The organism is Parendozoicomonas sp. 2304DJ65-17 (genome assembly GCF_058148445.1).
This window is the reverse complement of the sequence record NZ_JBYVJV010000075.1, coordinates 1-249: the sequence shown is the minus strand read 5'-3', so window position 1 is coordinate 249 and position 249 is coordinate 1. Positions and strand designations below refer to the sequence as shown.

Sequence of the window (249 nt, the reverse complement as noted above, 5' to 3'; positions counted from 1 at the left end):
ACCTTTGTCTGGCATGCGCTTTCAGTAAGCGTCATCGGAGCAGTGGCGGTCGTAACCATTCCACGGTTTGTGTTGCTCATTCACCAGAACCATTACGTTCAGGGGATCAATGGATTCCGGGTCAGCCTGTGCCAGATCGGAAACATTCCACTGAGTCCCAGATTCTTCTGTTCCACCCATGCGGGCACAGATATGACGTTGCCAATCCCGTTCACCATAAGCTTGCAGGTGTTGAGCGACAGCTACTGG

General features: G+C 52.6%; 1 protein-coding gene. It reads right to left on the bottom strand.

The window, feature by feature from the left end; all coding sequences use genetic code 11:
• Positions 1 to 21: 21 nt before the first annotated feature.
• The coding region (locus ACY2RR_RS24585) for a hypothetical protein (RefSeq protein WP_490110834.1) at positions 22 to 249 on the bottom strand (228 nt) is incomplete at its 5' end.